Source organism: Microbacterium sp. TPU 3598 (genome assembly GCF_002356155.1).
In the GTDB taxonomy this organism is placed as follows: domain Bacteria; phylum Actinomycetota; class Actinomycetes; order Actinomycetales; family Microbacteriaceae; genus Microbacterium; species Microbacterium maritypicum_A.
In genome coordinates this window covers 1127799-1153110 of the sequence record NZ_AP017975.1, presented here as the reverse complement: position 1 = coordinate 1153110, position 25312 = coordinate 1127799, and the positions used below count along the sequence as shown (strand labels likewise).

Sequence of the window (25312 nt, the reverse complement as noted above, 5' to 3'; positions counted from 1 at the left end):
CCGGAGTGCCCATGATCGACCTCACCATCGCCGACGACGTCGCCACGATCGTGCTGAACGCGCCGTCGAAGCGGAACGCCCTCGATGAACAGGCGCTGGCGGAACTCGACACCGCGTATATCGAGGCGGCGACGGCGGGCGTGCGGGCCCTCGTGCTCCGTGGCGAAGGACGCGGGTTCTGCGCTGGGCGGGATATCTCCGGCGTCGACCCGCGGGATGACGATGTGCTCGGCTACCTCGGCGGCCTCGTGACGCCGTTGCTGCAGAGGATGTCCCGGTTTCCCGCGCCGACGTTCGCCGTCGCGCACGGAGCGTGCCTCGGGGTCGGCCTCGGCCTCCTGATCGCGACCGATGTCGTGTACGTAGCCGAGTCTGCGAAGATCGGCTCCCCGTTCGCGGCACTCGGCGCGACACTCGACTCCGGCGGCCATGCCCTGTTCCTCGATCGGCTCGGGGCGCACAAGACACTCGACCTGATCTACACGGGCCGCCTCATGAGTGGCGCGGAGGCCGTGGCATCGGGCCTGTTCTCGCGCGTGTTCCCGGATGACGAGGTCGTGCAGGCGACGACGGATGCTGCAGCGACGGCGGCGCGCGGCGCCACGGCGGCGTTCCTGGCGAGCAAGGAGCTCATCGCCCGCATCCGCGACGAGCGGCTCGCGCTGTGGGATGCGGTCGGCATCGAGAACGCCGCCCAGGCCGCGCTGTGCGACACCGACGACTACCTCGAGGGCTTCGCGGCCTTCCAGGAGAAGCGGAAGCCCGAGTTCCGCGGGCGCTGAGCGGGCCCGTCAGCGCACCAGGTGGGAGCCCCCTGCCACCCGAGTGTCGTACCCCGGTGCGAGAATGCCCACATGCTGCTCGCAGAGCTCGTCTCCACCACCGACCGTGTCGGAGCCACGTCGTCCCGGCTCGCCAAGATCGAGGCCCTCGCCGACCTGCTCACGCAGGCAGAACCGAGCGAGATCGCCGCGGTCATGGGTCTTCTCCTCGCGGCTCCCCGCCAGGGCAAGCTCGGGGTCGGGTGGCGAGGCATCGCCGCCCTCGACATCACGCACACCGAGAGTCCGACGTTGTCCGTGCTCGACGTCGACCGGGCCCTGGACTCGCTGGCGGCGACGTCCGGTTCCGGCTCCACCTCCGCCCGGAGCAGCATCCTCGGCGAACTCGCCTCCCGCGCCACGGCCCCCGAATGGGACTTCCTCGTCCGGGCGATGCTCGGCGAGCTGCGCACCGGCGCTCTGTCCGGGGTGCTGCTCGACGCGATCGCCCGGGCCTCCGATCGAGCGCCGGCGACCGTCCGGCGCGCAGCCATGCTCTCCGGCGACCTCGGCGAGACCGCCCGCATCGCGCTCACGGGAGACGTGGGCGACCTCGACGCGGTCGGGCTACAGGTCGGTCGCCCGGTCCTCCCGATGCTGGCGGCCACCGCGCCGACTCCCTCCGCCGCGCTCGAGATCACCGGCGAGGCGTCGGTCGAGTACAAGCTCGATGGCGCCCGCATCCAGGTGCACCGTCATGGCGACGAGGTCGGCGTCTACACGCGGAGCCTCGCCGACGTCACCCACCGGGTGCCGGAGCTCGTCGAGATCGTGCGCGCGCTCCCCGTCACGGATGTCATCCTCGACGGGGAGACGCTCTCGCTCGACGAGGACGGCGGGCCGCGCCCGTTCCAGGAGACCATGTCACGGTTCGGCGCCGAGGTCTCGCGGGAGCTGGTGCTGCGGCCATGGTTCTTCGATGTGCTGCACGTGGATGGACGCGACCTGATCGACGAGCCGCTGTCCGTGCGGCTGGCCGAACTGGAACGCGTGGCCGGCGACTGGCGGATGCCCGGCATAGTGACAGACGATGCCGAAGCCGCCGAACGTCTCTCGCGCGAGGCCCTCGCTGCGGGCCACGAAGGTGTCGTGGTCAAGGCGATCGACGCGCCCTACGCGGCCGGTCGCCGAGGCAAGTCGTGGGTCAAGGTCAAGCCCGTGCTGACCTTCGATCTGGTGGTCCTCGGCGCGGAGTGGGGTTCCGGCCGCCGTCGCGGCTGGCTCTCGAACCTGCACCTGGGGGCCCGCGACCCGGAGGGCGAGTTCGGCGAGCCCGGCGGGTTCGTCATGGTCGGCAAGACGTTCAAGGGGCTCACCGATGAACTGCTGAGGTGGCAGACCGCGGAGTTCCCGAGCACGAGTCGCACCGCACCGCGTCGACCGTGTTCCTGCGCCCCGAGCTCGTCGTGGAGATCGCGATCGACGGCGTGCAGCGCTCACCGCGATACCCGGGAGGCATCGCGCTGCGATTCGCTCGCGTGAAGGGATACCGCACCGACAAAACCGCAGTCGAGGCCGACACGATCCAGACGCTGCGTTCGCTGCTGCACGCGTGACCCCCGCGCAGCAGGCTCAGGCGGAGGGCGCGAGCCCCTGATCCTCTTCGCGGACGGTTCCACGGAACGACCACGGGAAGTCGATCCAGAGGTCGGTGTCCTTCCAGGCGAAGTCGGGCTGGATGATCGTCGACGGCTTGGTGTAGATCGTGACCGACCGCACGTCGGCCCCCTTGTCCTTCAGCAGCTGCACGGCCAGGGCGAGCGTGCGACCCGAATCCGCGACATCGTCGACGAGCAGCACGCGGCGTCCGTCCAGGTACGCCATGTCGAGCTCGGGAGGCAGCACCTCCGGTGCGTCGAGCACGGTGCCGATGCCGGTATAGAACTCGACGTTGATCGCTCCGCAGTTCTTGGCGCCGAGACCGTAGGCGATCGCGCCTGCCGGGAGGAGTCCGCCGCGCGCGATGGCCACGACGACCTCGGGCATGAAGCCGCTGTCGAGGATGTTCCGTGCCAGATCGCGCGTCGCCGCTCCGAAGCCGTCCCAGGTGAGTGTCTCGCGCTCGATCTCTGCATCAGTCATTCCTGCATTCTCCCGCATTCCGCAAAGGTCTCCCGCCGGTAGACTGAGCGGGTCCGGCCCGGCCGGTGCCTGAAAAAGAGGCACGAAGCACTCCGCGAAGACGCAGAGGCGAGACACATACGGATTCCGCACTACCTCCGTCCCTGTCTCGAAAGGCTTTCGCATGCCCACCGTGTCCGCGCACGTCGCCCTCACTCTCGCCCAGCACATCGACGCCGTGTTCGGGGTGATGGGCAACGGCAACGCCTACTTCCTCGATGCGATCGAGACGCAGACGGATGCCGTGTTCACCGCTGTCCGCCATGAACAGGGCGCCGTGGTCGCGGCCGACGCCCATTTCCGGGCGTCGGGTCGGATCGCCGCCGGCACGTCGACGTACGGCGCCGGTTTCACGAACACCCTGACCGCGCTCGCAGAAGCCGTGCAGGCGCACGTGCCGCTCGTCCTCGTCGTCGGAGACGAACCCACATCCGGTCCCCGCCCCTGGGACGTCGACCAGATCGCTCTCGCCTCTGCCGTGGGTGCCCGCACCTATACCGTGGGGCGTGCGGACGCCGCCGCCACCACCGTCATCGCGATCGAGCACGCCCTCACCTACCGGGTGCCCGTCGTCCTCGCGATCCCGTACGACGTCGCGGCGCTCGAGGCGGGCGAGGTCCCGGAGGCGCCGTCTCCGCGCATCCCCGCTCCGCTCCCCCCGCGCGGGGAGTTCGCCGACGCGATGCTCGACGAGATCGCCGCCGCGCTGGCAGGTGCCGAGCGGCCGTTCCTGCTCGCCGGTCGCGGCGCGTGGCTGTCCGGAGCGAGCGCCGCGCTGGGAGAACTTGCGGCCGTGACGGGCGCCCTCACCGCATCGTCGGCTCTCGGCCGCGGGGTGTTCCCCGACACGCGCTACGACCTCGGTGTGACCGGCGGCTTCGGTGCCGATGGCGCGATGGAGCTCGTGCGCTCCGCCGACGTCGTCGTCGTGTTCGGTGCCGCGCTGAACCAGTTCACGATGCGGTTCGGCGAACTGTTCGCTCCGGGCACGCGCGTCTTCCAGATCGACATCGCACCGGCTGCGACACACGCGCACGTCGGAGGCTTCGTGCGTGCCGACGCCCGTCTGGCCGCGGAGGACCTCGCCGCCAGGATCGGGTCGGCCGGATCGGCGAGCCCGTGGCGCGAGACGGTCGATGTCGCGTCCGCGCGCACGTACGATGCCGGCGACGAGCTCGCGCCGGACGGACGCCTCGACCCGCGCTCCGCCGCCCGCCGCATCGCCGAGCTGCTCCCGGAAGACCGCGTCGTGGTGTCCGACGGCGGGCACTTCATCGGGTGGGCGAACATGTACTGGCCGGTCGCCGCTCCCGACCGCATGATGATGGTCGGCACCGCGTTCCAGTCGATCGGGCAGGGCTGGCCGAGCGTGGTCGGTGCGGCGTTGGCACGACGGGAATCGACCGTGGTGCTGACATCGGGCGACGGCGGTGGGCTCATGGCGATCGCGGATCTGGAATCCGCGGTGCGTGCTGCCGGCGGCCGCGGCATGGCCGTGGTCTGGAACGACGCCGCCTACGGTGCCGAGGTGAACCTCTACGGTCTCAAGGGGCTGGCGGAGGGCCCGATGCGCATTCCCGAGGTCGACTTCGCGGCATTCGGCGCTGCGGTCGGCGCTGAGGGCGTGGTGGTGCGCGCGCTTTCCGACCTCGAACGCCTCGCGAGCTGGGCGGAAGAGGACCCGGCGACGCGCCCCTTCCTGCTCCTCGATCTGCGCATCTCCGGCGACGTGATCGCGCCCTACCAGCAGGAGATCATCCGCGTGAACTCCTGACCTCGGCGCATTTGCTCCGGGATCGGTATCGGGATCGGGATCGGGCGATGCCGGCACGCCGCCGAGGCCGGGCCGGCACCGCCCGTCGGATCAACCGTGACGCCGACGCCGTCGCCACACGACGAGGCCCAGCCCCACGCCGAGCAGCAGCGCTCCGCCGAGGATCAACGGCGTGCTGTCGGCGCCGGTCGTGGCGAGGCTGTCACTCTTCACCGTCCCGCCCCCGGATCCGGGGGCTGCGGCTCCCCCGGTGCCGGGTGCGCCGCCCGGGGTACCCCCTGGCGATTCGCCACCGATAGAAGCGGTCACCGTGAGCGCGACGGTCGTCTCCGCACCATCGGGGTCGATGACGACGATGCTGTGAGCCCCGGGGGATGCGCCCGCGGGAACGGTGACAGTCGCACGGAACGCGCCCGACGCATCCGTCGTCGCCGTCCCGAGCGGCATCGGAGTCGAACGCAGCTCGATCCGCAGCGCGGTCGTGGCGGGGAAATCGGTACCCGAGATCGTGACGTCGCTTCCGGCAGCGACCGAGGCCGCGCCGAGCTGCACGTTCGGCTGCTCGGGCTCGGGCTCGGGCTTCGCGCACCCCTCGTCGCAGACCGTGAAGTTCGCCAGGACCGCCTTGTGATCGGAGGGCCAGACGGCATCCGGAGTGAAGATCTCATCGGCGCTGTCGTCGACGACGCGGGCGTTGCGCACGATGGTCGACTGTGGGCCGACCACGGCCGCTCCGTCGATCGAGAGCCGCCGGTCCGGCGTCGCGAAGATGTAGTCGATACGGTCGCGCTCATCCGCTTCCGGCGCCCAGGTGAGCGATGACGTGGGGAACAGGGTGTTGTCCGAAGGCCAGGTGAAGCCCGGGTTCGCCACGGGGTCGGGGTGCACCGTGCGGAAGGCGTCGACCAGTCCCCCGTCGAGCAGCCTCTGGGTCGTCTGCCAGGGGACGACGACGCTGTTGTGGTCGAAGAGACCGGCGGTGGCAGCCGTCCAGTCCTGCGAGGGTGGTTCGTTGAAGTCTCCGCCCACGATGGCGAGTCGTCCCGCCGCTCGCTCGGCGTCGATGTCGGCGACGAGATCCGCAGCAGCAGCGGGGCGGCCGGACTGCTCGTTCGCCTTCAGGATCGCCTCGACATCGGTCACGGGAGCGCCGAGCTTGCTCCAGGTGTTCCAGCCGGTCGGCCAGTCGCCGAGGACCTCGCCGCCGTACCCCCGCGGAAGGTAGGTCGTGTACCAGCGGTACTCCAGGTGACCGCCGTAGACGACCACCTCGGAGCCGTTCACATCGAGCACCGCCTTCGACCACCAGCGCCCGACCGTGTCGGTCGAGAGGATCGGATACCGCGAGACGATGCCGGTGTCGGTCGCAGTGAGGTGCTGATACCCGAGCAGTGCCGCGACCTGGGCGGGAGCCTGACCCACCTCGGGCAGGAACGTCACATCGGCATCGGTCTGCGTGATGATGTCGGCGATCTGCCGTGCCCCGTCGGCGACCTGCGTGCCGCCGTGCCACACATTGAACGTCAGCACGTTGAGGCCGCTCTTCCCCTCGATCTCCGGCTTCGGCTCAGCAGGCGTGACGGGCGGCTCGGCGTCATCGTCCGTGACGGTGAGGTCGATGGGTCCGGCGAGCACGTTGTAGCCGTCGTCCTCGAGGAGATAGACGTCGTACTCCCCCGCTCCCATCGTCGACGAGTTGCGGGTCCACCCCTCACGCGTCGAAGGGTTCCAGGTGACCTCACCCGCCGCGGTGGGTACGTATCGCCAGTCCAGGGACGCCGGACCACCGGGCACCACGCCGTCGCGATAGATCCCGATCCAGTTGCGGTCGTGAACAGCCGTGCCGGCATCGAACGTGAAGGTCACGGTTTCGTCGATCGCGATGCTCGGGGAGTCGACCGCGAGCGATCCGTCCGCCGCATGCGCGGGCGGGGCCACGAGGATTCCGGCGAGAGCGATGGCGGCGCCGAGGAGAGCGAGTCGTCCTCGCTTCGGCAGGGAGGGGGAGGTCATTGCGAGGAGGTCCTTTCGAAGCGCGGTCCGTCGCGACGGTACGGGCGTCGGATGACCGGCTCGTGACCTCGAGGTGAATGCCGGTGGAGGGTGCCACGGAGAACGGCTGCCGGAGCGTCGTCGCGGGAGCTTCGAACCACCACGGGCATCGTCCGCTCCGCCGGCTCTCCCCTGGCAGACTCGGACCATGCCGGGTTTCCATCACGTCGAACTGTGGATCGTCGATCTCGACGCGGTACGCGCGGAATGGCGCTGGATCCTGCAGCGCCTCGGTTTCACGCTCGACAGCGAATGGCCCGGCGGTGAATCGTGGGTCGCCGACAGCGCCTACCTCACTCTCACGACGTCTCCGAATCTGTCGGGCCCGACGCACGACCGCCGACGTCCCGGACTCAACCATCTCGCGTTCCACGGCGGTGCGCGCGCTGCCGTCGATGCGCTCATGGCGCAAGCACCCGCCCACGGCTGGGATCCGCTCTACGCCGACCGCTATCCGCACGCCGGCGGCGACCGGCACTACGCCGGGTGGCTCGAGAACGCCTCCGGCTTCAAGATCGAGATCGTCGCCGACGCCGGGTCCTACGCTCCATAGTCGGGGAGCTGCTGCAGCGTCCAGGCGTTGCCGTCCGGGTCGTCGAACGACACGAACCGCCCCCAGTCCAGCTCCTGCACCCCGCGGGCGGAGACGCCCAGACCCTGCAGGTGGGCGAGCGCCTCATCGGCATCCGGGACCACGACCTGGATCGTGTTCTGGCTGCCCGGCTCGAGGTCGATGCCCAGGCCGGTGCCGAACGCGATCGAGCATGCCGACCCCGGTGGCGTCATCTGCACGAAGCGCAGTCCCTCGGTGGGCGTCTGGTCCCAATCGGCGTTGAAGCCGATCTTCTCGTAGAAGGCCTTCGAGCGGTCCACGTCGGTGACCGGCACGAAGATGAGTTCGATCTTCCAGTCCATCAGGTGCTCCTCCTGTCGGGCGCCGTCGCCCGTCGCCGCCAACGGTACGCGTGAGCACCGACATCCGACCAGCGACATTCGACCAGCGACATTCGACCAGCGACATTCGACAGTGAGCGAACCGCCCGTCAGATCCACCCCTTGTCGAGCGCGATCCGCACCGCCTGCGCACGGTTCGCCGCCCCGGTCTTCCCGATCGCCGCGGAGAGGTGGTTGCGCACGGTTCCCGCTGACAGGAACACCTCGGCGGCGATCATCGCGGCGGAACGGCCGTCCACGGCGAGTCGCAGCACCTGTCGTTCCCGATCGCTCAGGGGGTTCGCACCGTCGAACAGGCTGTCTGCGGCGAGCGCCGGATCGAGGACACGCAGTCCGGACTGCACGCGTCGCACCGCCTCGGCCAGTTCCTCGGCGGGGGTGTCCTTCACGATGAAGCCGCTGGCACCGGCGTCCAGAGCGGAGCGCAGGTAGCCGGGACGCGCGAACGTCGTCACGACGAGGATGCGCGTCCCCGTGCTCACCTCACGGATGCGCCGCGTCGCATCGATTCCGTCCACCCCGGGCATCTGGATGTCCATGAGACACACGTCCGGTCGCAGCTCCTCCGCGAGCCGCACGGCTTCCGCCCCATCCGCGGCCATGCCGACCACGGTGAGGTCGGGCTCCAACTCGAGCAACGCCCCGAGCGCGCCCCGCACGAGAGCCTGATCGTCGGCGATCAGCAAGCGGATGCCGATGTCGCGGCTCGATGCGTTCACCAGGTCACCTCCACGCGTGTGCCCGCGTCGCCGACGGGCCCCAGGACGAACGACGCACCGGCCGCCGCCGCGCGTTCACGCATACCGCGGATGCCGTTGCCTTCCACCAGGCCGACACCCACTCCGTCGTCCTCCACCACCAGGCGTCCGGGGAGCAACCTCACCCGAACCGTTCGAGCACGAGAATGCCGGAGCGTGTTCGTGGTCGCCTCGCGGAGGATCCAGCTCGCGGTGATCGCCTGCACCGGCGACAGCGCGCTCGGCTCCCCCTCGACCTGCAGAGCGATGTCCGCCGCACGGAACGAGTCGCGAGAAGAGGCGAGCTGCTCCACGAGCGTGGTCCCTCGCGCGCCGGCCACCGTCGAGCGGACGCCCGCGATCGCCTCCGCCGTGAGCCGTTCGATGTCGGCCAGCTCGGCCTTGGCCCGCTCGGGATCGGAGTCCATCAGCCGCCGCACCAGCTGCGCCTTGAGCCCGACGACGGTCAGCGAGTGCCCGATCAGGTCGTGCACGTCGCGGGCCACCGCTTCACGCCCCTCGCTCGTCGCCAGCTCGAGGCCGAGCCTCTCCGCCTCCGCCGAACGCAGGATGAGCCACGTCGACACCGTGTTGACCACGCCGAGCAGCGCCACGATCGCGAGCACGGACAGATAGCTGATCCCCCCAGGAAGCAGGAAGACGCACAACGCCGTCACCGTGACCGCGGCGATCGTCGTGATCCAGTGCCACAGGCGCGTCAGCCCGTAGGAGGCGAACGACATGAGGAACGGCAGGAAGCTGAGCGCCGATCCTCCCTCCGCCGGGATCGAGATCACGACGCACCCGATCAGTGCGACGAACGTGATCCACTGCCTCCGCGAGGGTGCGCGACCCAGTCCGCCGCCGCCCCGCATCCCGTGCATGAAACCGGTGACGTACAGCACGACGAACGCGACCAGTGCAGCCCACCCCACCACGGCCCACGGGACCGGCGCTTCCGAGCGCAGCAGCGCGATCACCGGATAGACGAGGAACACGAGCCAGATCACGGCCATCAGCCAGCCGAACCGCGCCCACGGGTCCTTCCCCGTAGCGCTGCGCGCTCCGGGAGCCGCCCATGCCGCCGGGGCCGCGCCCGCCGCCGCGAACGACGCGGCCTCGCGGGCGGACCCTGGCGTCTCTGGACTCTCCGGGTTCGTGTGTCGCGTCATCCGTCCAACCTACTGTCGCCCTGTGCCGCCGTCGGGGCCGCTACTGCCGCGCCCGCGAGCGCTTCATCCCCATCATGACGAGGAGGGCGAACAGCACGAGCCAGACGGCGACGTTGAGGAACAGCATCCAGAGCGGATCGGTCTGTCCCGTCGTGAGCGTCCCGTCGGTGAGGGGCCACCGGCTCAGGGCGACGAAGCCGTACAGGGGGGTGAAGCGCGCGATGTCGAGCATCACACCGTCGAGCGGCATGAACACGTTGCCGAAGAACGCGAAGAACGTCATCGAGATCGAGGCGAGGGCCGCTGCCGAGTCGGAGCTGAAGAACAGTCCGACGCCGAGACCGAAGAGTCCGTACATGAGGCCGATCCCGAGGATGATGCCCGCCGTCGCGACCCAGCGCCAGGCGTCTTCCGCCTCGGCACCGGTCATCATCCCGGCGGTGAACACCGCCACCAGCGCCAGCGCCGCGAAGGCGACCGCGGTGAGCAGCTTCGTCGCCGCGTATCCGGCCGTCGTGAGCGGGGTCATCGCGAGCTGGCGTCCCCACCCCTGCTTGGCCTCCGTCGCGGCGAGCGACGTGAGCGAGCTCATGGCGACCGCCGTGCCATAGGCCGCCATCGAGGTCATCACGTAGAAGGAGACGTTCCCGTGACCGGCAGAGAGCGAGCCGTAGCCCATTCCGGCACCGAACAGCAGGTACATCGCGACCGGCATCGCCAGAGTGAACGCGAGCGTATAGGGGTTGCGCAGCTGGCGGAGGCCTTCGATGCGCAGCATGGTGGGTGAGACGAGCATGTCAGTTCTCCGTCAGTGCCGTGAAGGCGGTCTCGAGGGTGGGCGCGGCGATCTCCAGGTCATGGGCACCGTTGTCGAGCAGGATGCGGGCGGCGGCGTCGGAGTCAGCGGTACGCAGGCTGAGACGATCGCCGTCGAGCCGCACGCCGGCGACACCATCAGCCGCGCTCAGAACGGCGACGAGCGCGGCCGCGTCTTCGTCGACCGTCGCCGAGACGGTCCGCTCTCCGAGACTGGCGCGCAACAGCGCGGTGGGGGCGTCGGCGACGACCGTCCCGCGATGCATCACCACGGTGCGGCGTGCGAACTGCTCGGCCTCCTCGAGATAGTGGGTGGCGAAGACGATCGTGCGCCCGGCATCCGCATCCGCCCGCATGACATCCCAGAAGTGCCGCCGGGCCGTGACGTCCATTCCCGCCGTGGGCTCGTCGAGCACCAGGATGTCGGGGTCGGACACCATCGCGAGCGCGAACTTCACGCGCTGCTGCTCACCACCGGAGCACTTCGAGACCCTTCGGCGGGCGAGATGCTCCAGGTCGGCGCGGGCCATGACATCGTCCACCCGGTCGAGGGCGTCGGCACCGTGGAGAGAAGCGATCAGCCGCACCGTCTCTCCGACGGTCAGGTCGCCGAGCAGGCCCCCGGTCTGCAGCACCGCCCCGATCGAACCGCTGGAAGTGGCGCGCTGCGGTGTCGTCCCGAGCACCCGCACGGTGCCGCTGCTGGGCTCGGTGAGCCCGAGAAGCATGTCGAGCGTGGTGGTCTTGCCCGCACCGTTCGGTCCCAGCAGCGCGACGACCTCGCCACGTCGGATCGACAGGTCGACCCCGTCGACAGCCTGCACCCGGCGGTCGCCCGTGCCGAAGTGTCGTTTCACGGCGCTCAGCTCGAGCACCACGGGTTCATCGGTCGGGGCGGCGGTTACCGGTCGAGCGGAGGCCCGCGTCGCCGTCCCGTCCACGGAGGAGTTGTTCATGCCTCCAGCCTCGTCCGATGCGGGCGGTGGCGCCGGAGGGCGGTGTCATCTCCTGGACGTGACACATGTCATGTCCAGGAGCCCCGCCGCCCCGGGAGGAGAACTCACCCTCGGGCGGAACGACCGGGGCCGACGCTCCGCCCGTCGAGGGGGTCTCCGCCCGACGCGGAGCGGAGCCCGCGACCTCAACGCGCCGGAAGCAGCGCCCCCTCGAGGAAGCCGGCCAGCTCGGTCGTCTCATGCAGCGGCAGGATCGCTGCCACGTACTGGTCTGGCCGCACCACGACCACCACGCCGTCGCGCGACAGCTCGCGCGCGGCGAAGATGTCGGTCTCGGTCCACTTGCTGGGGCCCGCCGCGTACACCTTCTCCCAGTCGGTCAGTCCGAGCGGCCCGGTCTTCGGCTGGAACAGCGCGGGAGCCGAGGTGACCTCGACCTCTTCGAACGGCTGCTGATAGACCGCCTTGACATCGAAGACGGCATCGACCTCGGCGTCCTCCGGCGTGAAGCGCGCGAACAGCGGCTCGGCCGCCTCCGCCCATGTGGCGACCCCTTCACCGGTGCGGTCGCCGAACGCGTACACCCGCCAGCGGCCGTCGGCCTTCGCGTGGTGCCCGAGGTGCACCACGTTGCCGTCGCCCACGCGCACGACCTCGGCGGACTTGAAGCGCTTCCCGAGCGGGAAACCCACGGCCAGATCCTGGTGCCGGTCGGTTCCGGTGATCATCGACGAGGTGTACTGCGTCATGAACCCCGACGGGAACTCTGCCGTGGCGAGGTAGTAGGTCGCCAGCTCGTTGGGGTCGGAGATCTCCTCGGGCTTCCGCGCCATCAGGCTCGACCACTCGCGGTCGAAGTCGATCAGCTGCTGCGCCACGGGCCGCCGCTCGGCGCCGTACGTGGCCAGCAGGGCTTCCGGGGCACGGCCCGAGAGCACAGAGCCGAGCTTCCACCCGAGGTTGAAGCCGTCCTGCATCGACACATTCATGCCCTGGCCCGCCTTGGCGCTGTGCGTGTGGCACGCGTCGCCGGTGAGGAACACCCGGGGCGTGCGTCCCGAACCGTCGATCACGTCGTCGAAGCCGTCGGTGACCCGGTGTCCGACTTCGTACACGCTGTGCCAGGCGACCTCGCGGACATCGAGTGTGTACGGGTGCAGGATCTCGTTCGCGCGGCGGATGATCTCCTCGATCGGCGTCTGCCGTACGCGGTGGTCATCGTCGTCTGCGACCTCGCCCAGGTCGATGTACATGCGCGAGAGGTATCCGCCCTCCCGCGGGATGTGCAGGATGTTGCCCGCCTCGGAGTTGATCGCGCACTTGGTGCGCCAGTCCGGGAAGTCGGTGTTGACGAGCACGTCCATGACACCCCAGGCGTGCGCGGCCGAGGCTCCCACGTGCGTGCGGCCGATCGCCTGACGCACACCGCTGCGGGCGCCGTCGCAGCCGACGACGAACTTGGCACGGATGGTCCGCTCCTCGCCCGAGCGCTCCCCCGCGACGTAGCGGATGCCGACCTCGACGGGGTACTCCCCCTCGACGTGCACCGTGAGGCCGGTGAACTCGACCCCGTAGTCGGGCACGATCCGGCCGGGCCCGTTCGCCGCGGCCTCGGCGAAGTAGTCGAGCACGCGGGCCTGGTTGACGATGAGGTGCGGGAACTCGCAGATGTCGTAGGCGTAGTCGGAGGTGCGCGAGGTGCGGACGATCTCGTCGCGCTTGTCCGGGTTCGGACCCCAGAAGTTCATCCAGCCGATGTTGTACGCCTCGGCGATGATCCGCTCGGCGAAACCGAACGCCTGGAACGTCTCGACACTGCGCGGCTGGATGCCGTCGGCCTGGCCGAGCGGAAGGCGCCCGTCGCGCTTCTCGATGATGCGGGTGGAGATGTCGGGATACTGCGCCATCTGGGCGGCGAGCAGCATCCCCGCAGGCCCCGACCCGACGATGAGCACATCGATCTCGTCGGGGAGGTCGGCGGGCCGCGCAACCCCGATGCCGGCGGCGCCCTGCACGCGCGGGTCAGCGGAGACGTAGCCGTGGTGGTGGAACTGCATCGTCGTCGATTCCTTCCGGACGTCATCGTCGGGTGTGTCTGTCGGAGGTGGTTCATCGGGTCTTGCACCCGACGCCATCGTGTTCTATATTCGAACACACCGTTCTACTATTGAACACAGCCTAAACCGCGCCGTCCGCGATCGCAAGGGAGCACCCGCATGCCCGACAGCACGATCCCCTCGCCCGCCTCCCAGACTCTCAGTCGCGGCATCCGCATCCTCGAGGTACTCGCCGATGCCCGCGGCCCCCTGACGATCGACGAGATCGCGTCCCGTCTCGGTGTGCACCGCTCCATCGCGTATCGCCTGCTGCGCACGCTCGAAGACCACGGGCTGGTCACGCGCGACGCCTCCGGAGCGGTGAGTCTCGGGGCGCGCATGGCAGCACTCGCGGCCGGGGTCGCGCACGACCTGCAGGCCGAGGCGCTTCCCGAGCTCACGGCGATCGCCAACGAACTCGGCATGACATGCTTCCTCGCCGTCCTCGACGGCACCGAGTGCATCACGCTGGCCAGCGTCGAGCCTCGGCACGCGGTCGCGAGTGTCGCCCAACGCCCCGGCGCCCGACACCCGGTGTCGGTCGGCGCCCCAGGGAAAGCGATCCTCGCGCAGGTGCCGGTCGCGGAATGGCCGGAGGAGGTTCCCGCATCGCTTCCTGCCGACGTCGATGCGGCGCGTGCCCGCGGCTATGCGACGAGCCACGACGAGGTCATCCCCACCGTCCAGTCCGTCGCGGTCCCGCTCACCCTGCGCGGACAGCGCCCGGCCGCGATCGCCGTCGTGCACGTGGCAGCAGACCTCGACGATGCCGAGATCGCCGCGCGACTCCGACAGGCGGCGTCCGACATCCGCGACGCTCTCGACGGCTGACGCGCGCGCAGCCCTCGAGACGAAGCTCCCGCCGCGCTTCCTGTCGTCGCCGTATGGCAGACGACAGGAAGCGCGACGGGAGCACGTCATGCCATCCGCGCGAGGTCAGGCCTTGGCGAGTCCGTAGATCGGGCTGACGGACTGCTCTTCCTCATGATCCGGTCCGAGCGGGATGCCCGAGCGGTCGCGGAGCAGCAGGGTCGCGACGAGACCCAGTACGGTCATTCCGGCCAGATACCAGGTGACGGCCCCCGTCGAGCCGGTCGCCTTCACGATGGCCGTCGCGATCGTCGGGGCGAACGCACCGCCGGCGATGGCGCCGATCGCGTACGAGATCGAGACACCGGAGAACCGGATGCTCGCGGGGAACAGCTCGGCGTACAGCGCCGCCTGCGGACCGTAGGTGAATCCGAGGCCGATCGTGAGGATCGCCAACCCGGCGAACAGCAGGCCGATCTCGCCGGTGTTGACCAGCGGGAACAGCGTGAACACGCCGACCAGCTGCAGCGCCCAGCCGACGATGTACGTCGTGCGGCGGCCGATGCGGTCGGACAGCCACCCCGCGAGGAGCGTGGTGAGCAGCCAGGTGACCGCGGATCCGGCGACCGCCCAGAGCACGGGGCCGCGCTCGAGGCCGATGGGGCCGGCGGGGTCCGTGGCGTACCCCTGGATGTATCCGCCCGTGGTCATGTAGCCCACGGCGTTGTTGCCGGCGAACACGAACGCGGCGATGATCACGAGCAGCAGATGCTTGCGGAACAGCTGCGCGATCGGCATCCGCGCCTTCTCCTTGCGCGCGGCGAGCTCGGTGAAGACCGGGCTCTCCTCGACCTTGCGGCGCACGTAGTACCCGACGAGGATCAGCACCACGCTGAGCAGGAACGGCACACGCCAGCCCCACGCGAGGAACTGGTCGCCGGGGGCGATCACCGTCATGAGCGCCATCACACCGGAGGCGAGCAGGAGGCCGAGAGGCACGCCGATCTGCGGGGACGCACCGAAGATGCCGCGCTTCTTGCGGGGCGCATGCTCCACGGCCATCAGCACGGCACCGCCCCACTCACCGCCCGCCGAGATGCCCTGCACGATGCGCAGCAGCACCAGCAGGATCGGCGCCATCAGTCCGATGGTCTCGTACGTGGGCAGGATGCCGATGAGGGCGGTGGCCGCACCCATCAGGATCAGCGTCCACATCAGCACGGCCTTGCGCCCGAGCTTGTCGCCGTAGTGGCCGGCGAGGAAGGCGCCGAGGGGACGGAACAGGAAGCTGACACCGACCGTGGCGAAGCCGATCAGGGCGCTGTTCTCGCCGAGCGGGGCGAAGAAGAGCTGACCGAACACGAGCCCGACGGCCGTGGCATAGATGAAGAAGTCGTACCACTCGACCGTGGTGCCGACGACGGTGGCGAACACGACACGGCGCCGATCGGCCGCTGTCGCGATGGTTCCGGTGGGCGTGAACCCAGCCTGTGACTGCCCGCTCATGGGGTGTCTCCTTTGGTTGTGACCGCATTGTCACGGCGTGCAGCGGAGCGGATCCGAAGTGCTTGCCGAGGGGTGAACCGATGATATATGATTTCGAATACGACGCACAAGGCGTCACGCACGACATCGCAGACGAGCGCAAGGAGGCGCCCCGTGACGGCCCCCATCACCCGCCCCGGCAAGATCATCGCGATCCACCTGAGCTATGCCTCGCGCGCCGACCAGCGCGGCAGGCGCCCTGCCTCCCCTTCCTACTTCTTCAAGCCGGCCAGCTCGGTCGGCGTCTCCGGTGGCACCGTCGAGCGCCCTGCCGGCACCGAGCTGCTCGCCTTCGAGGGCGAGATCGCTCTCGTGATCGGCACTCCCGCCCGCCGGGTCTCGCTCGACGACGCCTGGGACCACGTCGGCTGGGTCACCGCCTCGAACGATCTCGGCCTGTACGACCTGCGCGCGAACGACAAGGGCTCGAACGTCCGCTCCAAGGGCGGCGACGGATACACGCCGCTCGGCCCCGACCTCATCGACGCCCGCACGGTCGACCCCGCCGCCCTCCGGGTGCGCGCCTGGGTGAACGGAGAGCTCCGTCAGGACGACACCACCGCCGGCCTCATCTTCCCGCTCGCGCAGCTCGTGGCCGACCTGTCCCAGCACTTCACGCTCGAGCCCGGCGATGTGATCCTCACCGGCACTCCCGCCGGTTCTTCGGTCATCGTCCCTGGCGACGTCGTCGAGGTCGAGGTGGATGCCCCGGAGGCCCCCGGCGCTCCGACCTCGGGCCGTCTCATCACCACCGTCACGCAGGGCGAGATGCCCTTCGACGGCGACCTCGGATCGCTCCCCGCCGTCGACGACCTGCAGCGCACAGAAGCGTGGGGCTCTCGCGAGGAGGCAGGCCTGCCTCCCCTCGAGAAGACGCACGGGCTCTCCCCCGAGCTGCGCGCCCAGCTCCTCGAGGCGCCGACGGCCGGTCTGTCGGCGCAGCTCCGCAAGCGTGGACACCACTCCTGCTTCATCGACGGCGTGTCCGTGAACATCCCCGGCAGCAAGATCGTCGGCACCGCGAAGACGCTGCGCTTCGTGCCGTTCCGCGAAGACCTCTTCGCCTCCCACGGCGGCGGCTACAACGCCCAGAAGCGCGCGTTCGACGCCGTGGAAGAGGGCGAGATCATCGTGATCGAAGCCCGAGAGGATGCCACGACCGGCACCCTCGGCGACATCCTCGCCCTGCGCGCGAAGGTCCGCGGAGCGGCCGGGGTCGTCACCGACGGGGGCGTCCGCGACTTCGACGCCGTGGCCGAGATCGGTCTCCCCGTGTTCTCGCAGGGCGCGCATCCGTCCGTGCTCGGCCGCAAGCACGTGCCATGGGATGTGGACGTCACGATCTCCTGCGGCGGCGCGACCGTGCAGCCGGGCGACATCATCGTCGGCGACAGCGACGGCGTGATCGTCATCCCCCCGGCGCTGGCTGCCGAGGTCGCGGCGAGCGCCGTCGCGCAGGAGATCGAAGACGCCTGGATCGCCGAGCAGGTGGCCGCCGGCCACCCCGTCGACGGGCTGTTCCCTCTGAACGCCGAGTGGCGAGCCCGCTACGAGGAGGCCATCTCGGACCGGAGCGCCGGCGATCGGAGCGCACGATGACCACGACGGCGGCCAGCAAGTCCGAGGTGGCTTACGAGTGGCTCCGCTCCCGCATCACGGGTCATATGTTCAGCCCTGGATATCGTCTGGTGCTGGGATCCATCGCGGACGACCTCCAGATGAGCGTCGTCCCGGTGCGCGAAGCCATCCGCCGCCTCGAAGCCGAAGGACTCGTGACGTTCGAGCGCAACGTCGGCGCACGCGTGACCCTCGTCGACGAGAGCGAATACGCCCACACCATGCAGACGCTCGGCCTCGTCGAAGGCTGCGCCACCGCGCTCTCCGCTCCCCTTCTCGACGACGCCGCCCTCGATGAGGCCACCCGCATCAACGAGCGGATGGCGCAGATGCTCGACCAACTCGACGCCCACGCCTTCACCGAGCTCAACCGCCAGTTCCATTCGGTGCTGTTCGAGCCGTGCCCCAACCCGCATCTGCTCGATCTCGTGCACCGCGGCTGGTCGCGGCTCTCCGGCATCCGCGACACGACGTTCGCATCGATCCCCGGACGCGCCCAGCACTCGGTCGAGGAGCACACCGAGATCCTCGATCTCATCCGCGCGGGTGCCGACCCTCTCGAGATCGAACTCGCCGCCCGCAACCACCGCTGGCGCACCATGGACGCGTTCCTCGACGCGCTGCACGCCCGTTCCACCCAGACGACTTCCGACCAGACGACTTCTGCCCAGACGACCGGAGAATTCTCATGACCGATTCGCGCATCCCCGCCGACCTCCCCGACCACATCCAGCACTACATCGACGGCGCATTCGTCGACTCCGTCGATGGAGACACGTTCGACGTGCTCGACCCGGTCACCAACCAGGCGTACACGACGGCCGCAGCGGGCAAGAAGGCCGACATCGAGCTCGCCGTCGCCGCCGCGAAGCGCGCGTTCGATGAGGGCCCCTGGCCGCGCATGCTCCCCCGCGAGCGGTCGCGGGTGCTGCACAAGATCGCCGACATCGTCGAGTCGCGCGATGCGCGTCTGGCCGCGCTCGAGTCGTACGACTCGGGCCTCCCGATCACGCAGGCACTGGGTCAGGCCCGTCGCGCCGCCGAGAACTTCCGCTTCTTCGCCGACCTGATCGTCGCGCAGTCCGACGACGCCTTCAAGGTGCCAGGGCGCCAGATGAACTACGTCAACCGCAAGCCGATCGGCGTCGCCGGGCTCATCACACCGTGGAACACGCCCTTCATGCTCGAGTCGTGGAAGCTCGGTCCCGCGCTCGCGACCGGCAACACGGTCGTGCTGAAGCCTGCCGAGTTCACGCCGCTCTCCGCGTCCCTCTGGGCAGGCATCTTCGAGGAGGCGGGGCTGCCGAAGGGCGTCTTCAACCTCGTGAACGGCCTCGGCGAGGACGCGGGCGACGCGCTCGTGAAGCACCCCGACGTGCCGCTCATCTCCTTCACGGGTGAGAGCTCGACCGGACAGCTCATCTTCGGCAACGCCGCGCCGTTCCTCAAGGGGCTGTCGATGGAGCTCGGTGGCAAGTCGCCCGCCGTGGTCTTCGCCGACGCCGACCTCGAGGCCGCCGTGGACGCCACGATCTTCGGCGTCTTCTCCCTCAACGGCGAGCGCTGCACGGCTGGATCCCGCATCCTCGTCGAGCGCTCGATCTACGAGGAGTTCGTCGAGCGCTACGCCGCTCAGGCGAAGCGCGTCAAGGTCGGCTACCCGCACGACCCCGCCACGGAGGTCGGTGCCCTCGTTCACCCCGAGCACTACGAGAAGGTCATGAGCTACGTCGAGATGGGCAAGACCGAGGGCCGCCTCGTCGCCGGCGGCGGTCGTCCCGAGGGTTTCGAGGAGGGCAACTTCGTCGCGCCGACCGTGTTCGCCGACGTCTCCCCCGACGCCCGGATCTTCCAGGAGGAGATCTTCGGACCCGTCGTCGCGATCACGCCGTTCGACTCCGACGAGGAGGCGCTGTCGCTCGCGAACAACACCAAGTACGGACTCGCCGCCTACATCTGGACCAACGACCTCAAGCGGGCGCACAACTTCGCGCAGTCGGTCGAGGCCGGCATGGTGTGGCTGAACAGCAACAACGTGCGCGACCTCCGCACCCCGTTCGGCGGCGTGAAGGCCTCGGGTCTCGGTCATGAGGGCGGCTACCGCTCGATCGACTTCTACACCGACCAGCAGAGCGTGCACATCACGCTCGGGCCCGCCCACAACCCGACCTTCGGCAAGAACTGACCCACTGTCTCGTTCCGGTCGCACTCTCCGCCGCCCCACCGACGCGGATGCGACAGAGAGTGCGACCGGAACCTCACGCAAGGACGCTGACATGACACACCGCGACGACATGACCCTGACCTCCTCCGGCTTCTACGTCTCCCAGGAGGCGCCGATCCGCTCCGAGAACCCCATCGCGACGCCGCAGAGCTCGCCGCCGGACATCCTCCGCTGCGCGTACATGGAGCTCGTGGTCACCGACCTCGCGGCCTCGCGGCAGTTCTACGTCGACATCCTGGGCCTGTACGTGACCGCGGAGGACGACGAGGCGATCTACCTGCGGTCGACGGAGGAGTTCATCCACCACAACCTGGTGCTGCGCAAGGGCCCGATCGCCGCCGTGGCCGCCTTCTCGTACCGGGTCCGCACTCCCGAAGACCTCGACCGCGCGGTGGAGTTCTACACCGAGCTGGGCTGCGATGTGCGACGCGATGAGAACGGCTTCGTCAAGGGCATCGGAGACTCGGTGCGCGTGGTCGACCCGCTCGGCTTCCCCTACGAGTTCTTCTACGCGACCGAGCACGTCGAGCGGATGTCATGGCGCTACGACCTGCACATCCCCGGCGAGCTGGTGCGGCTGGACCACTTCAACCAGGTCACCCCCGATGTGCCGCGCGCCGTGGGGTTCATGCAGGATCTCGGATTCCGCGTCACGGAGGACATCCAGGACGACGAGGGCACGGTCTACGCCGCCTGGATGCGCCGCAAGCCCACGGTGCACGACACGGCCATGACCGGCGGCGACGGCCCCCGGATGCATCACGTGTGCTTCGCGACCCACGAGAAGCACAACATCCTCGCGATCTGCGACAAGCTCGGCGCGCTCCGCCGCTCCGACTCGATCGAGCGCGGCCCCGGGCGTCACGGCGTCTCGAACGCCTTCTACCTCTACCTGCGCGACCCCGACGGCCACCGCGTCGAGGTGTACACGCAGGACTACTACACGGGCGACCCCGACAACCCGGTCATCACGTGGGACGTCCATGACAACCAGCGTCGCGACTGGTGGGGCAACCCCGTCGTCCCGTCCTGGTACACGGATGCCTCGCTGGTCCTCGACCTCGACGGCAACCCGCAGCCGGTCGTGGCCCGTACCGACGACTCCGAGATGGCGGTCACGATCGGCGCCGATGGTTTCTCGTACACGCGTGCGGACGACGACAAGGACATGCCCGAGTACAAGCAGGGCGAGTACAAGCTGGGCCACCAGCTCTAAGGGGGCACGGATGCTGTCAGCAGAGACGATCACGCAGATCGCGGCGGAACTCGCGGAGGCCGACCGCACGCACTCCGTGATCCCGCGCATCACGGCTCGGTACCCGGAGGCCACGGTCGAGGACTCCTACGCGATCCAGGGGGTCTGGCGCGACTCGCAGATCGCCGCGGGCCGTCGACTCGTCGGTCGCAAGATCGGATTGACCTCGAAGGCGATGCAGCAGGCCACGGGCATCACCGAGCCGGACTACGGGGTGATGTTCGACGACACGGTCTACGACTCGGGAGCCGATATCCCGGTCGACCACTTCTCGAACGTGCGCATCGAGGTCGAGCTCGCCTTCGTGCTGAAGACCCCGCTCGAGGGCCCCGACTGCACCCTCGACGACGCTCTCGCGGCGATCGACTACGCCGTCCCCGCGCTCGAGGTGCTGAACTCGCACATCGAGCTCGAGGGCCGCACGATCGTCGACACGATCAGCGACAACGCGGCGTACGGCGCGATGGTGCTCGGCACCGTGCGCAAGCGCCCCGATGAGATCGACCTGCGCTGGGTTCCCGGTGTCCTCTCCCGCAACGGTGAGATCGAGGAGACCGGTGTCGCCGCCGGGGTGCTCGGTCACCCGGCCACCGGGGTCGCCTGGCTCGCGAACAAGTTCCATCAGCACGGCGCGCGTCTCGAGGCCGGAGAGATCATCCTGGCAGGATCGTTCACACGCCCGATGTGGGTGTCGCGTGGCGACGAGGTGCTGTGCGATTACGGACCGATGGGAACAATTGCATGCCGCTTCGTCTAGCCCCTTCGTTCCGCGAGCAGATCGCGGACTCCGATCGCCCCTTCGTCGGCATGTGGGTCTGCTCCGGCAGCCCGCTGCTCGTCGAGGTCGCCGCGGGGTCGGGACTCGACTGGCTCCTGATCGACATGGAGCACTCGGCGAACACGCTCGAGTCCGTGCTCGTGCAGCTCCAGGCTGTCGCCGCGTACCCGGTCGCCCCGCTCGTGCGGGTGCCGTCGAACGACACCGTCGCGATCAAGCAGATCCTCGACCTCGGAGCGCAGAACCTGATCGTGCCGATGGTCTCCTCCGCAGACGAGGCCCGCGCCGCCGTCGCGGCCACCCGCTACCCGCCCGAGGGCGTGCGCGGAGTGGGCAGCGCCCTCGCCCGCAGCGCGCGCTGGAACCGTGTCGATCGCTACCTGCAGGAATCGGCGCAGCACATCTCGCTCACGGTGCAGATCGAGACGGCGGCGGGCGTCGAGGCCGCAGCCGACATCGCCGCGGTCGACGGCGTCGACGCGGTTTTCGTCGGCCCTTCCGATCTGTCCGCGTCGATGGGCCTGCTCGGCCAGCAGACCCACCCCGAGGTCACGGCTGCCGTCGAGAAGGTCTTCGCCGCGGTCAAGGCGGCAGGTAAAGCCGTCGGCGTCAACGCGTTCGACCCTGCAACCGCCGACGCCTACTTCGCCGCCGGTGCCGACTTCGTGGCCGTCGGGGCGGATGTCGCTCTGCTCGCACGGGCGTCCGAGGCTCTGGCCGCGCGCTTCATCGCCACCGACGACTCCTCCCGCGCCAGCTACTGACCTTTCGAATCGCGCACGTGGCTGTGTCCAGGATCTGGATGCAACCGTCTGCGCGATTCGAACGACTCCCGCCCGTGGCAGGATAGCCGGGTGCACAGGAGCGAGGTCGTGAGGTGAGCCGCGGGCTCGCCGCGATGCAGGACCGCAACTTCCGCTGGTTCTTCCTCGCCCGGGCGATCACGATGATCGCCGGGTCGATGTCCTCGATCGCCCTCGCCTTCGCGGTCCTGGAGATCGACAACGACGCGCGATCGCTGTCCTTCGTGCTCGCCGCCTTCACGGTGAGCAACATCGTGTTCGTGCTGTTCGGCGGCGTGATCGCCGACCGACTCCCCCGGGCGCTGATCATCCAGGCCTGCTATGTGGTCGACATCCTGTCGATCGGCACGATCGCCGCGCTCCTGTTCACCGGCAACGCCACGATCCCGCTCCTCGTGATGCTCTCGATCGTCAACGGCGCTTCGACGGCGTTCGTGCTGCCGGCGATGCAGGGCATCATCCCGCAGCTCACGACTCCCGAGCATCTGCAGCAGGCGAACGCGATGCTGTCCTTCGTGCGCTCAGCCGTGACCATCGGCGGCCCGATCATCGCGGGCGTCCTGGTGGCGACCGCGGGCCCGGCCTGGGTGATGGTCGTGCAGGCGACCGGATGGGTGATCGCGATCCCGGTGCTGGCCCTGGTGAAGCTCCCTCCCCCGTCGCACGCGGGCGGCACCACGATGTTCCACGACCTCCGCATCGGATGGCGGGAGTTCTGGAGTCGCTCATGGCTGTGGACGATCGTGCTGGCCTTCATGGTCATGAACGCCATCCACGTCGGCGCCTGGGGTGTCGTGGGCCCGTACATCGCGAAGAACAACGATCTGCTCGGCATCACCGGATGGGGCTGGGTCGTGAGCGCCGAGGGCGCCGGCGTGCTGCTGATGACGCTGCTGCTGATGTGGTTCCCGCTGCGACGGCCGCTGCGCTACGGCATGATCGGCATGGCCGCCTTCGCGATCCCCGTGACGATCCTGGGCGTGCATCCCGCGGTGGTCCTGCTCGCCATGGCCGCGTTCATCGCGGGGGCGGGGGCCGAGGTCTTCAGCACGGGGTGGAACCTCGCGATGATGAAGAACATCCCCGGCGAGAAGCTCTCGCGGGTGTCGAGCTACGACATGCTCGGCAGCTTCGTCGTGATGCCGATCGGCACGCTCGTGTACGGCTGGCTGATCACGCATGCCGACCCCGCGACCGTGCTCATCGCCTCGGGTGCCGTGTACGCGGTGATCGCGCTGGCCACCCTGATGGTGCCGAGCGTCTGGCGGATGGGACGCCCGGAAGCCGCGACGATCTCCGCGTGAACTAGCGGATTCATAGCATCGACCGCGAGACTGTCGGCATGACCTTCGCCGCGCTCCAGCCCCTCGCCGATCGTGCCGCCCTCTTCGTCGCACTCCGTCAGGATGCTCTCTCCGCCGCCGCCGATGCCCTCGGCGAGCACCGCTGGGACGCGGACCTGGCTGCCGGCACGCTGACCTTCACGGCCGACGCCGATCCGTCCCGCCAGCTCGTGGCCCGCGCGCACCTGATCGCGACGATCGCACCGGGACCCCGGTCGCTGCTGTGGGCCTGGGCACACCCGAGCGGCGACCCGCAGGGAGTCGCCGCTCAGCTGCACGCATACGGCAATGAGCACGGCATCGCCGAACTCACCACCGCCGAGGTCGCGTTCCCCGCCGAGGTCTCCGGCGACGACGAATGGATCGCCCAGGCGGCCCACACGGTCGGCGGCGTCGCGGTGGAGCTCACCGGGCGCTCCCCCTACTATTCCGCCCCGGTCGGCAACGGAACACGGGCGGTCTTCCTGCTCGACGCTCCGCTCGCGCCGCTCACGGTGGCCGACGCGGTCATCGCGCTCCCCCGCGTGCTCTCCGCCGCCGTCCTGCCCGATGCACGCACGGCGGTCTGGGACCTCGCCCGCCTCGCGGGCTGGACGCTCACCTGGACCGATGAGGCGTTCTCCGGGGCGACGGTGTCGGATGCCACGGGAACCGCGACGTTCCGCTTCGACGAGCAGGCCCGCATCAGCGGGATCGAGAGCACACTGCACAGTCAGGGGTGATCGGGCACGCGCAGGGGTGATCGGGCACGCGCAGGGGTGATCGGGCACGCTCAGGGGTGACCGGGCACAGTCAGGGGTGATCGGGCAGGCTCAGGGGTGATCCGCCCTGGATGTGTGGGATTCTGGGCGCATGAAGAACGGAATCGTCCGGTTCGCCGCGCTCTACGTGTTCGACGTCGCCGTGCTGCTGCTGATCGGCCTGCTGCTGCCCGGTGTGTCGGTCGGTCTGAACGCACTGTGGGCGTCCGTCATCCTGACCCTCGCCGCCCTGTTCGTGAAGCCGCTGCTCGCCGGGGCCTTCCGCACGTCGGCCGCGAAGTCGGCCGCCGAGCGCACCAGGACCAGCGAGAAGGTCGTGCAGTACGTCCTGGTGTATCTCGTCGAGCTCATCATCTGGGTGCTCACGGTGTGGCTGAGCGGCGTGCGTGCCTCCGGCTTCTGGGCGTTCGTGCTGCCGCCGCTCGCACTGCTGTTCGGCTGGATGATCTACGACCAGATCGACGATCGACTGCGGGCGAAGGCGGGCGAGATCTACGATTCGGTGCAGGCACGCGTGCAGGGAGGCGCGAAGGCCCCATCCTCCGCGCCCGCCGCGCCGCCGGAGTCACCGGAGACCCGCGCCGCCCGCGACGAGCTCCGTGACGGGCTGACGCCCGAGCAGCGACGGATGCTCGACGAGCTGGGCTGATCCGGGCGGTACGCGCCCGGAACGAGGA

At 69.4% G+C, this 25312-nt stretch carries 22 protein-coding genes and 1 pseudogene; 14 read left to right on the top strand and 9 right to left on the bottom strand.

Features of this window, described 5'->3' with window-relative positions; genetic code table 11:
• Window positions 1–11 precede the first annotated feature (11 nt).
• Window positions 12–782 (top strand): enoyl-CoA hydratase/isomerase family protein, encoded by a 771-nt coding sequence (locus MST3598_RS05390; protein ID WP_029260500.1) that lies wholly within the window; start codon window positions 12–14, stop codon window positions 780–782.
• Window positions 783–854: 72 nt separating this feature from the next.
• Window positions 855–2377: pseudogene (locus MST3598_RS05385) on the top strand (ATP-dependent DNA ligase).
• 16 nt (window positions 2378–2393) lie between these two features.
• Here MST3598_RS05385 and MST3598_RS05380 read toward each other — a convergent pair.
• On the bottom strand, window positions 2394–2903 hold the full coding sequence (locus tag MST3598_RS05380; RefSeq protein WP_021198813.1) for a phosphoribosyltransferase: 510 nt from the start codon (window positions 2901–2903) through the stop codon (window positions 2394–2396).
• Between the two features lie 163 nt (window positions 2904–3066).
• Between MST3598_RS05380 and MST3598_RS05375 the strand changes: the two genes are divergently transcribed.
• Entirely contained in the window at window positions 3067–4716 is a 1650-nt protein-coding gene (locus MST3598_RS05375) for a thiamine pyrophosphate-binding protein (RefSeq protein WP_029260498.1), read from the top strand.
• A 90-nt stretch (window positions 4717–4806) separates the two neighbouring features.
• On the opposite strand, the gene MST3598_RS05370 is transcribed toward MST3598_RS05375, so the two are convergent.
• Window positions 4807–6729 carry an endonuclease/exonuclease/phosphatase family protein gene (locus tag MST3598_RS05370; RefSeq protein ID WP_136053606.1) on the bottom strand — a complete coding sequence of 641 codons (1923 nt, stop codon included), beginning with the start codon at window positions 6727–6729 and terminating at the stop codon, window positions 4807–4809.
• Between the two features lie 187 nt (window positions 6730–6916).
• Between MST3598_RS05370 and MST3598_RS05365 the strand changes: the two genes are divergently transcribed.
• A complete protein-coding gene (locus MST3598_RS05365) occupies window positions 6917–7321 on the top strand; it encodes a VOC family protein (protein WP_029260496.1) in 405 nt (134 codons plus the stop codon).
• On the opposite strand, the gene MST3598_RS05360 is transcribed toward MST3598_RS05365, so the two are convergent.
• The 6 genes from MST3598_RS05360 to MST3598_RS05335 all read right to left on the bottom strand — a co-directional run bounded on the left by MST3598_RS05360 (window position 7309) and on the right by MST3598_RS05335 (window position 13460).
• Window positions 7309–7683, bottom strand: a complete 375-nt coding sequence (locus MST3598_RS05360) for a VOC family protein (protein ID WP_029260495.1) — start codon at window positions 7681–7683, stop codon at window positions 7309–7311. The genes MST3598_RS05365 and MST3598_RS05360 overlap by 13 nt on opposite strands.
• Window positions 7684–7811: 128 nt before the next feature.
• Window positions 7812–8441 carry a response regulator gene (locus MST3598_RS05355; protein ID WP_399553092.1) on the bottom strand — a complete coding sequence of 210 codons (630 nt, stop codon included), beginning with the start codon at window positions 8439–8441 and terminating at the stop codon, window positions 7812–7814.
• Complete coding sequence (locus MST3598_RS05350) at window positions 8438–9631, bottom strand: sensor histidine kinase (protein WP_029260493.1); 1194 nt, start codon at window positions 9629–9631, stop codon at window positions 8438–8440. The genes MST3598_RS05355 and MST3598_RS05350 overlap by 4 nt, the downstream gene beginning before the upstream one ends.
• A 40-nt stretch (window positions 9632–9671) precedes the next feature.
• Window positions 9672–10427: an ABC transporter permease gene (locus MST3598_RS05345; RefSeq protein WP_029260492.1), complete on the bottom strand. Its 756-nt coding sequence runs from the start codon at window positions 10425–10427 to the stop codon at window positions 9672–9674.
• Between the two features lies 1 nt (window position 10428).
• Window positions 10429–11403, bottom strand: a complete 975-nt coding sequence (locus tag MST3598_RS05340) for an ABC transporter ATP-binding protein (RefSeq protein WP_029260491.1) — start codon at window positions 11401–11403, stop codon at window positions 10429–10431.
• A gap of 185 nt (window positions 11404–11588) precedes the next feature.
• Window positions 11589–13460 carry an FAD-dependent monooxygenase gene (locus MST3598_RS05335; RefSeq protein ID WP_029260490.1) on the bottom strand — a complete coding sequence of 624 codons (1872 nt, stop codon included), beginning with the start codon at window positions 13458–13460 and terminating at the stop codon, window positions 11589–11591.
• 159 nt (window positions 13461–13619) lie between these two features.
• Between MST3598_RS05335 and MST3598_RS05330 the strand changes: the two genes are divergently transcribed.
• Window positions 13620–14330, top strand: coding sequence for an IclR family transcriptional regulator (locus MST3598_RS05330; RefSeq protein ID WP_029260489.1), 711 nt, complete (start codon window positions 13620–13622; stop codon window positions 14328–14330).
• A gap of 105 nt (window positions 14331–14435) precedes the next feature.
• Here MST3598_RS05330 and MST3598_RS05325 read toward each other — a convergent pair whose 3' ends face one another.
• Window positions 14436–15815 carry an MFS transporter gene (locus MST3598_RS05325; RefSeq protein WP_021198824.1) on the bottom strand — a complete coding sequence of 460 codons (1380 nt, stop codon included), beginning with the start codon at window positions 15813–15815 and terminating at the stop codon, window positions 14436–14438.
• Window positions 15816–15968: 153 nt separating this feature from the next.
• Between MST3598_RS05325 and MST3598_RS05320 the strand changes: the two genes are divergently transcribed.
• The 9 genes from MST3598_RS05320 to MST3598_RS05280 all read left to right on the top strand — a co-directional run bounded on the left by MST3598_RS05320 (window position 15969) and on the right by MST3598_RS05280 (window position 25284).
• Entirely contained in the window at window positions 15969–17453 is a 1485-nt protein-coding gene (locus MST3598_RS05320; protein ID WP_036271924.1) for a fumarylacetoacetate hydrolase family protein, read from the top strand.
• Complete coding sequence (locus MST3598_RS05315) at window positions 17450–18163, top strand: GntR family transcriptional regulator (protein ID WP_021198826.1); 714 nt, start codon at window positions 17450–17452, stop codon at window positions 18161–18163. The genes MST3598_RS05320 and MST3598_RS05315 overlap by 4 nt, the downstream gene beginning before the upstream one ends.
• Entirely contained in the window at window positions 18160–19656 is a 1497-nt protein-coding gene (gene hpaE, locus MST3598_RS05310; RefSeq protein ID WP_029260487.1) for a 5-carboxymethyl-2-hydroxymuconate semialdehyde dehydrogenase, read from the top strand. Before MST3598_RS05315 ends, hpaE begins: the two co-directional genes overlap by 4 nt.
• A 91-nt stretch (window positions 19657–19747) precedes the next feature.
• A complete protein-coding gene (hpaD, locus tag MST3598_RS05305; RefSeq protein ID WP_029260486.1) occupies window positions 19748–20911 on the top strand; it encodes a 3,4-dihydroxyphenylacetate 2,3-dioxygenase in 1164 nt (387 codons plus the stop codon).
• Between the two features lie 10 nt (window positions 20912–20921).
• The gene (locus MST3598_RS05300) at window positions 20922–21707 is read left to right on the top strand and encodes a fumarylacetoacetate hydrolase family protein (protein ID WP_029260485.1); all 786 of its coding nucleotides are present in this window, start codon (window positions 20922–20924) and stop codon (window positions 21705–21707) included.
• Window positions 21692–22492, top strand: a complete 801-nt coding sequence (locus MST3598_RS05295; RefSeq protein ID WP_029260484.1) for an HpcH/HpaI aldolase family protein — start codon at window positions 21692–21694, stop codon at window positions 22490–22492. Before MST3598_RS05300 ends, MST3598_RS05295 begins: the two co-directional genes overlap by 16 nt.
• A gap of 113 nt (window positions 22493–22605) precedes the next feature.
• A complete protein-coding gene (locus MST3598_RS05290) occupies window positions 22606–23835 on the top strand; it encodes an MFS transporter (RefSeq protein ID WP_029260483.1) in 1230 nt (409 codons plus the stop codon).
• A gap of 38 nt (window positions 23836–23873) precedes the next feature.
• A complete protein-coding gene (locus tag MST3598_RS05285) occupies window positions 23874–24596 on the top strand; it encodes a DUF6882 domain-containing protein (RefSeq protein ID WP_021198832.1) in 723 nt (240 codons plus the stop codon).
• A gap of 130 nt (window positions 24597–24726) precedes the next feature.
• Window positions 24727–25284, top strand: a complete 558-nt coding sequence (locus MST3598_RS05280; protein ID WP_029260482.1) for a hypothetical protein — start codon at window positions 24727–24729, stop codon at window positions 25282–25284.
• Window positions 25285–25312 lie beyond the last annotated feature (28 nt).